The organism is Kosmotoga sp. DU53 (assembly GCF_001639905.1).
In the GTDB taxonomy this organism is placed as follows: domain Bacteria; phylum Thermotogota; class Thermotogae; order Petrotogales; family Kosmotogaceae; genus Kosmotoga; species Kosmotoga olearia.
This window is the reverse complement of sequence record NZ_JGCK01000070.1, coordinates 1-7,762: the sequence shown is the minus strand read 5'-3', so window position 1 is coordinate 7,762 and position 7,762 is coordinate 1. Positions and strand designations below refer to the sequence as shown.

The window sequence follows — 7,762 nt, the reverse complement described above, 5'->3', positions numbered from 1 at the left end:
CCACGAATGTGGTATCCCGAAACGAATGGCCATGGAACTCTTTAAGCCCTTCGTTCTCGGTAAATTGCTTCATGGAAGTGAATCAAGCAAGACCGCAAGAAAACTAAAGAAGACAATCATAGAAAAGGAAATGCCCGAAGCCTGGGAAGTACTCGAAGACGTTATAAAAGGGCACCCTGTTCTGCTGAACAGGGCCCCAACACTGCACAGAATATCCATTCAGGCGTTTATACCCAGGCTCGTTGAAGGTAACGCCATACAGCTCCATCCGCTGGTTTGTGCTCCTTTCAACGCAGACTTTGACGGAGACCAGATGGCTGTTCATGTTCCGCTATCTGCTGCAGCGCAGGCTGAAGCGAAATTTCTTATGCTCAGCAGGTACAACGTCATATCACCTGCTAACGGCAAACCCATCTCAATGCCTGGAAAAGATATCATAGTTGGTGTGTACTACCTCACCACAGTTGATCACGAATACAAGGTTTTCGAGGAGAAGTTGAACAAATACCAGGAAGAACTAAAATCTCAGGGAATCGATGGCGTTGAGCTCAGAAGACGTGTAAGGGAAAAAGCCCTTGAAAAGATAAACTGGAAATTCTCTTCAGAGGCCGAAGCGTTACTCGCATATGATATCGGAATCATAAAGCTGCACGAACCCATACTCGTTAAACTCGACGAAAACAAGGGTGATCTGACCCTCACCACCGTGGGAAGGATCATATTCAATGCGATACTCCCTGAGGACCTGAAAGATTACTCCACGACCTTTGGCAAAAAGGCTATTAAAAACTTGATTTACAGGTGTTTCCAGGAGTACGGTATAGACAGAACAGCCGATCTTCTCGACGATATGATGAGACTCGGCTTCCATTACGCAACCATCAGTGGTCTTACGATATCCATAAGGGACATCGTCATCTATCCGGAAAAAGACAAGATAATAGAAGAGGCCAGAAAGAAAGTTGATAAAATCGAAGACCTTTACCGGAAAGGGTTCCTTAACGAACTCGACAGATCACAGGAAATCATAAAGATCTGGGAAAAAACCACAGAAGAACTGATGCGCAAAACCTTCGATGAATTCAAGAAATACCCATTCAACCCTGTCTTCATGATGGTTGATTCCGGGGCCAGGGGTAACATTGACCAGCTGAAGCAGCTCGCCGGTATGAGAGGTCTCATGGCAGATCCATCCGGTAAAACAATCGAAGTACCTATTATCTCCAACTTCCGTGATGGACTTACAGAACTTGAATTCTTCACCTCAACGCACGGTGCAAGAAAGGGATCAGCAGATACAGCTTTGAGAACCTCCTTTGCCGGATACCTGACAAGAAGGTTGGTTGACGTAGCACAGGGTGTTACCATCACAACCCCGGATTGTGGAACCAGCAATGGTATAGAAGCCTTCGAAATGATGGCTGACGATGTGACCATAGAAAAGCTAGAGGACTTCATCTTCGGCCGTGTCCTCGCTGAAGACGTCATCGATCCCGAAACAAACGAAGTCCTTAAAAACCCTGTTTCCGGCAAAGAATACATCCGAGACACAATGATACGCGATGAAGACGCCAAATTCGTAGCGAGTTTCAGAAAAACTATTCCCGTTAAAAAGACAGAAAAAGTAAATCTCAACGAAGTTGGGCATTTCGGTTATTACGCCGAATTGGCTGAAGATGTAGAAATAGGAGACAAAGAATTCAAAGCTGGAACACAGCTTACAAGCGACATACTCCACGAACTCAAAACACTGGAAGTTGGCGAAGTAATGCTCGACATCTATCCAGCCGTTGGAAAAGTCTATGTAGGACCAAAATTCAGGGATAAGAACGGTACGGTACTCGTAAAATACCAGGAAAAGATAGATGTTGTCACGGCAAAGAAACTTGTAGACAACGGTTTCACATCCGTTGAAGTCAGGCCAGTTATAAAAATAAGGTCAGTACTCACCTGTGATGCCGATCACGGTGTCTGTGCCATGTGTTACGGTATGGACCTTTCCAACCACGAAATCGTAAATGTCGGAGAGGCCGTTGGAATCGTTGCAGCACAGTCGATCGGTGAACCAGGAACCCAGCTGACAATGAGAACTTTCCACACCGGCGGTATCGCTACCGGTGCTGACATAACACGCGGTCTTCCAAGAGCTGAAGAACTGTTCGAAGCACGTAAAAAACTCAAGGATCCTGAAGCACTCTTCGCTGAAGAAGAAGGAATTGTCAAAGATATAGCAACAGACGAAAAGGGCAGAAAGAAGATCTACATCGAAACACTGGAAGGGAAAATAAAGGAGCATGATCTATCCACTGTCATAAAGCCAAGGGTCGAAGTAGGAGACAAGGTACTGAAAGGTGAATCCCTTACAACAGGAACAATAAGACCAAGAAAACTTATGGAAAAGCTCGGAGTCATACCAACGGCCATGTACCTGCTCATGGAAACCAAGCGTGTTTACGCAGAGCAGGGTGTTGAAATACACGACAAGCACTTCGAGCTAATAATTCGCCAGATGCTATCAATGGTGGAAGTCGTTGATCCCGGAAGCACGGACTATCTGCCAGGCGATCTTCTGAGCTTGCAGGACGTCAAAAAGATAAATCGCGAAATTCTGGAAGACAACAAGAAGGTCGAGGAAAACCGCGAATATGTAATAGGCAGAAGGCTCGCCAGAAGGATTCTAGACGAAGATGAAGAAGGAAACGTTACAAAGATAGCCGTTGAAGGAGAACCCATAACAGAAGAACTCATGAACAAAATAATAGAAACGGGTATCAAAGAAATAACAATATACGATGTAACTGAAGACGAATACCAGAAGCTTCTGGAAGAGATAGACCCGGAACTGGTCATACCACAGAAAACGATACAGATAAACCCGAAAGAAACCATAAAATACAGGCGCAGACTGCTGAGAATAACCAAGGCATCTCTCGAAAGCCACGGTTGGTTATCCGCTGCATCGTTCCAGCAGACACCGCAGGTTCTCACGGAGGCCTCTGTGGAAGGAAAAGTGGACTATCTACTCGGCTTAAAAGAAAACGTCATCGTAGGGCAACTCATACCTGCTGGAACAGGCCTGGATATGTACGCGAACATCCAGATCGAAGAAGCAAGAGAAGTAACCGAAGAAGCAAAAGATGTCGGATAATCACCTCAACAAAACTAAAAGCGGGGAGCTTTTCTCCCCGCTTTTTTATTTCACAAAAAAAATTCTTATCAATTCTTCTAATATCACGATGTTTGCGTTTTTGGAAAAAATCATCGCACGGGTGATGTGATAGGATATTCAGGGAGAGTGAATTCTATGGAAGGTGCCTTACTTACAGTAAAAAATATCAGCAAATTCTACAAAAGCACAGGAGTCCTTGCCCTGGATAAAGTCACCCTTAAGGTGAAAAAAGGGACTATTCACGCTGTTATCGGAGAAAATGCCGCAGGGAAAACGACCCTAATGAAGATTATCGCTGGATTAGAAAGAAAGGACGAAGGCGAGATAATTTTCAAAGGAAAGAAATTGCAGCTTAAGTCGTCGCTGGACGCTTATAGGCATGGCATCGGGATGATGCACCAGCATTTTATGCTGATAGAGGATTTAACCGTTGTCGACAACATCTTCCTGGGGACAGAACCTGGAAAGCTCGGTATTTATGACCGTAGGAAAGCCGAAAAAATCGTGAGAGAAATTTCCAGCCGGTACAATCTGGACATCAAACCGCTTTCCAGTGTCTCACAACTGTCCGTTGGTGAAAAACAAAAGGTAGAGCTCCTAAAACTTCTCGTAAGAAACGCCGAACTTCTGATACTCGATGAGCCAACTGCGGTTTTGACGGAACAAGAAGTAGAAAGTCTGTTTAAAATCATGCGAGAACTCAAAACGTCCGGAAAAACTATTATTTTCGTTACTCATAAATTGAATGAAGTTAAAGAAATCGCTGACAAAATCACCGTTCTTAATCGTGGACGTATTGTCGGGAAATTTGATAACAAAGAATTCAACGAAAAGGAAATCTCCATTGTCATGTCAGGAACCACCTCTTCAAAAGAGACGAAACATGAGTTGAAGTCTGAAAAAAATCTTATTCTCTCAATAAAAGGCTTGTGCGTTAAAAATCCGGGAACCGGTAGCAATGTTGTAAAAAATGTTTCCATAGAAGGATATGCCGGTGAACTCATTGGACTAACCGGTGTTTCAGGAAACGGTCAGGAAGAGTTTGTTAATGCATTGTTCGGAATGGCAGAAATAACCTCCGGAAAAGTACTTTTCAAAGGGAAAAACATCACTGGACTTTCCCCAAGGAAGTTAAGAGAGCTGGGAATTGCTTACATTCCTTCAGATAGAACGAGAGTGGGAAGTTGCTTGCAATGCAGTGTACTCGAAAACCTGATTGCTCACAAACTGAGAAACTCCGAAGAACCAGGATTCTTACTGAATTACCATGAGCTCCGGGAATGGGCAAAAGAAGTTATCAAAACCTATTCGATCAACGTAACTGAACTTGAACTCCCGATAAAATACCTTTCAGGCGGAAACATCCAGAAAATCATAATAGCAAGAGAACTCGAACTCAACCCAGACGTTTTGATCGTTTCAGAACCTACCCGGGGATTGGATACCGCTGCTTCTCAATATGTCCATTCTAAATTGCTCAAACTAAAAAATGAAAAGTTCGTTCTCGTCGTCTCCAGTGATCTCGATGAGATCTTAAAAATCAGCGACCGAATAATCGTAATGTATAAAGGTAAAATTGTGTTCAACAAACCAAATACAAACCTTACCAAGCAACTCATAGGCGAATACATGTTAGGCCTAAGAAACGATTTTCCGGAGGATGATACATTTTGAAGAGAAGAGATAGAATTTCCAGCCTGTTGGGCACCTTAACGGTTCTATCAATCTCAATAATTGCTGGAATAATAATTATACTCCTGACGAGCGATGTCCCGTCAGAATCATTATTTTCATTCTTCATAAGTCCCTTTACCAGTAAGTACTTCTTTTTCAATATGCTTGCCTGTGCCACACCGTTGATTTTTACGGGGCTGGCGGTATCCTTGGCCTTCTCAGCAGGTACATACAACCTCGGCGTCGAAGGTCAGGTTTATCTCGGTGCCCTCGCAGGAACCTTCATCGCCGTCAGACTCGGGGGGGCTTTCCCATTCGGAGTAGTTCCTTTGATCTTTCTTACAAGTTTCCTCGTGTCAGGACTTTTAGCTGGTGTTTCAGGTTGGCTAAAATCTTCCAGAGGAGCAAATGAACTAATCACCTCTCTCTTAGCTGGTAATGCGATCATCATATTGATCGACTATATCGTCGAAGGACCCTTTCAGGATTTTTACTCCGGCCTTGCTGCTACCCCAAAGGTACCTGACAACTACATGCTGAGTAAAGTTATGCCACCTTCTGACTTCCATACAGGCTTTTTCATAGGGCTGTTTTTTGCTATATTGATTTATTGGTTCATATATCATACAAGAATGGGATACGATCTTAGAATAACCGGCAAAGATCCGGAATTTGCCAGATACCTTGGAATAAAGATTGGAAGCATCTATATCATTTCAATGTTTTTGAGCGGGGGACTCGCCGGGATTGGTGGAATAGTGGATGTTCTAGGAATACAGGGAAGGGTAATAAGAGGGTTTTCGGCAGGATACGGCTGGAATGGCATAGCTGTTTCTCTAATCGCCAGGAATAATCCTCTCCTTGTCATTCCCTCAGCTTTATTCTTTGCTTATCTCGACACCGGAGCTCAAATAGCTTCCTTTCAAGCTGACCTGACACCGGAAGTTGCACGTGTGGTTCAATCGGTAATTTTTTATTTCATAACTGCCAGAGCCTTTTATGAAATATATACAGTAGGGCGTGAGAAAAAATGACGGAATTTCTGCACGGTTTTATAATCACGGGAACACCTATCCTTTTTGCTGCGCTCGGAGGACTATTTACAGAATTATCAGGAGCCTTAAACATAGGCATAGAGGGCATGATGCTTCTCTCCGCATTCTTCAGCTTTATGATGACCTATATCTCCGAACGCCTCCTGATTGGCACATTATCTGCAGTAGCGTCAGCCATTTCTTTAGGCTTTTTAACCATCTTCCTGACTGAAAAACTAAAAGCCAATCTTTTCATCGTCGGGTTGGCAACCAACATATTCGCTTCCGGATTAACCGTTTTCCTATCAGTCGAAATCTTTCACAGCAAAGGAACCATTGCTCCTTTGAATATACCGAAACTCGGACAAATCTCTTTCGGAATATTGGACAAATTCGGACCTCTGGGAGAAATTTTCAACAATTTGAATATCCTCAATTACCTTGCCATAATCTCGATTCCAATCGTATATTTTTTAGTTCACAAGACCAAGATAGGGCTTAGAATTCAGGCTGTGGGAATGAACGAAGAAACCGCTTACGCTTCTGGAATAAATATCGTACGAACCCGTCTCATAGCTTATACTATCGCCGGAATTTTCTTCGGGCTCGCCGGCGCTTCCCTCTCTCTCCCGCTGGGAGCCTTTGTTGGCAACATGACTGCCGGCAGGGGATGGATAGCTCTTGTTGCTGTTTTTCTCGGGCGTGGAAAACCTCTTCCCGTCGTGACTGCTTCCATCATCATGATAGGTGCGACAGAACTGTCTAACGTACTCCAGGTTATTACCACATTCTCACCGAAACTCCTTCTAACGATCCCGTATATAGTTACCTTCATTTCCGTGGCCTTGTTCTCCGCTTCCACAAAAAAGTCACGTTGACTCAAAGCACACCTTACTTAATCCCTAAAAAGCGCCAGAATAGTAAGTAATCGCTTGGTTTAGCGAACCAGGTGCTATAATTAATGAGCGTAGATTAAATTGTACAAAACCTAATCATTCACCACACCGAATCATATCTTCTAAACTTTTCACACCGAATCAAATGATTCAAAGGAGGGAAATGAGTGGACGCCTTGGAAAAACTAAAAGCATTGTCTAAAGAGTTGGAACTCATTAATGCAGCCGTTGCAACAATGGCCTGGGACCAGAGAACCTACATGCCACCAAAAAGTGCCGGAACAAGATCAGAAGCAATCGGATACCTTTCTACGATAGCTTTCAAAAAATTCATATCGGACGAAACGGGTGAAATAATCAGGGAACTCGAAAAAGAAGATAACTTCAACCGTTTAGACGAAAACGAAAAAGCAATGGTCAGAATCGCAAAGCGGGAATATGAAAAAGCAAAAGCCATTCCGCCGGAACTCTTTCAGAAATTCACCATTACCGCTTCAAAGAGCGAAACCGTCTGGGAACAGGCAAAGAAAAACAACGATTTCAAAAGCTTCCAACCCTATCTTGAAGAACTCCTTGAAATGTTGCGCGAAATGGCAGAACTCTACGGTTATAAAGAAAATCCTTATGATGCTCTATTAGATAAATATGAACCGGGGATAACAACCAGAAAACTAAAGAAAATCATAGAGACATTGAAAGCGGAACTCATCCCATTCCTACGGGAAATAATTGAACAGAAAGGAAAAACCGATCCTTCAATTCTATACGGCCGATTCGGGAAAAAGGCACAGGAAAAACTTTCTATAAGAGCACTCAAAGCTATCGGGTATGATTTTGAAGCCGGCCGCCTGGATGAAACCGTTTGTCAACATCAACCAAAAATGCAAAAAAACATCGATCAAAATTGCGTAATTTCATCGCTCAGATTTGCGTAGTTTGTCGGTTCTACCAATCGTCGTCTGTATACCAACAAGCCCCGTTTTCTGTTT

Annotated in this window: 5 protein-coding genes; all 5 read left to right on the top strand. The window is 43.4% G+C overall.

The genetic code is table 11. From position 1 onward, the window contains the following. On the top strand, positions 1–3,148 hold a 3,148-nt coding region (locus DU53_RS09420), incomplete at its 5' end, for a DNA-directed RNA polymerase subunit beta' (protein ID WP_063728483.1). 156 nt (positions 3,149–3,304) lie between these two features. Next, positions 3,305–4,843 carry an ABC transporter ATP-binding protein gene (locus DU53_RS09415; RefSeq protein WP_015869161.1) on the top strand — a complete coding sequence of 513 codons (1,539 nt, stop codon included), beginning with the start codon at positions 3,305–3,307 and terminating at the stop codon, positions 4,841–4,843. Beyond that, positions 4,840–5,877, top strand: a complete 1,038-nt coding sequence (locus DU53_RS09410) for an ABC transporter permease (RefSeq protein ID WP_015869160.1) — start codon at positions 4,840–4,842, stop codon at positions 5,875–5,877. The genes DU53_RS09415 and DU53_RS09410 overlap by 4 nt, the downstream gene beginning before the upstream one ends. Beyond that, entirely contained in the window at positions 5,874–6,755 is an 882-nt protein-coding gene (locus DU53_RS09405) for an ABC transporter permease (RefSeq protein WP_015869159.1), read from the top strand. The genes DU53_RS09410 and DU53_RS09405 overlap by 4 nt, the downstream gene beginning before the upstream one ends. A 185-nt stretch (positions 6,756–6,940) precedes the next feature. Next, positions 6,941–7,708, top strand: a complete 768-nt coding sequence (locus DU53_RS09400) for a hypothetical protein (RefSeq protein WP_082853908.1) — start codon at positions 6,941–6,943, stop codon at positions 7,706–7,708. The last annotated feature ends 54 nt before the right edge of the window (positions 7,709–7,762 follow it).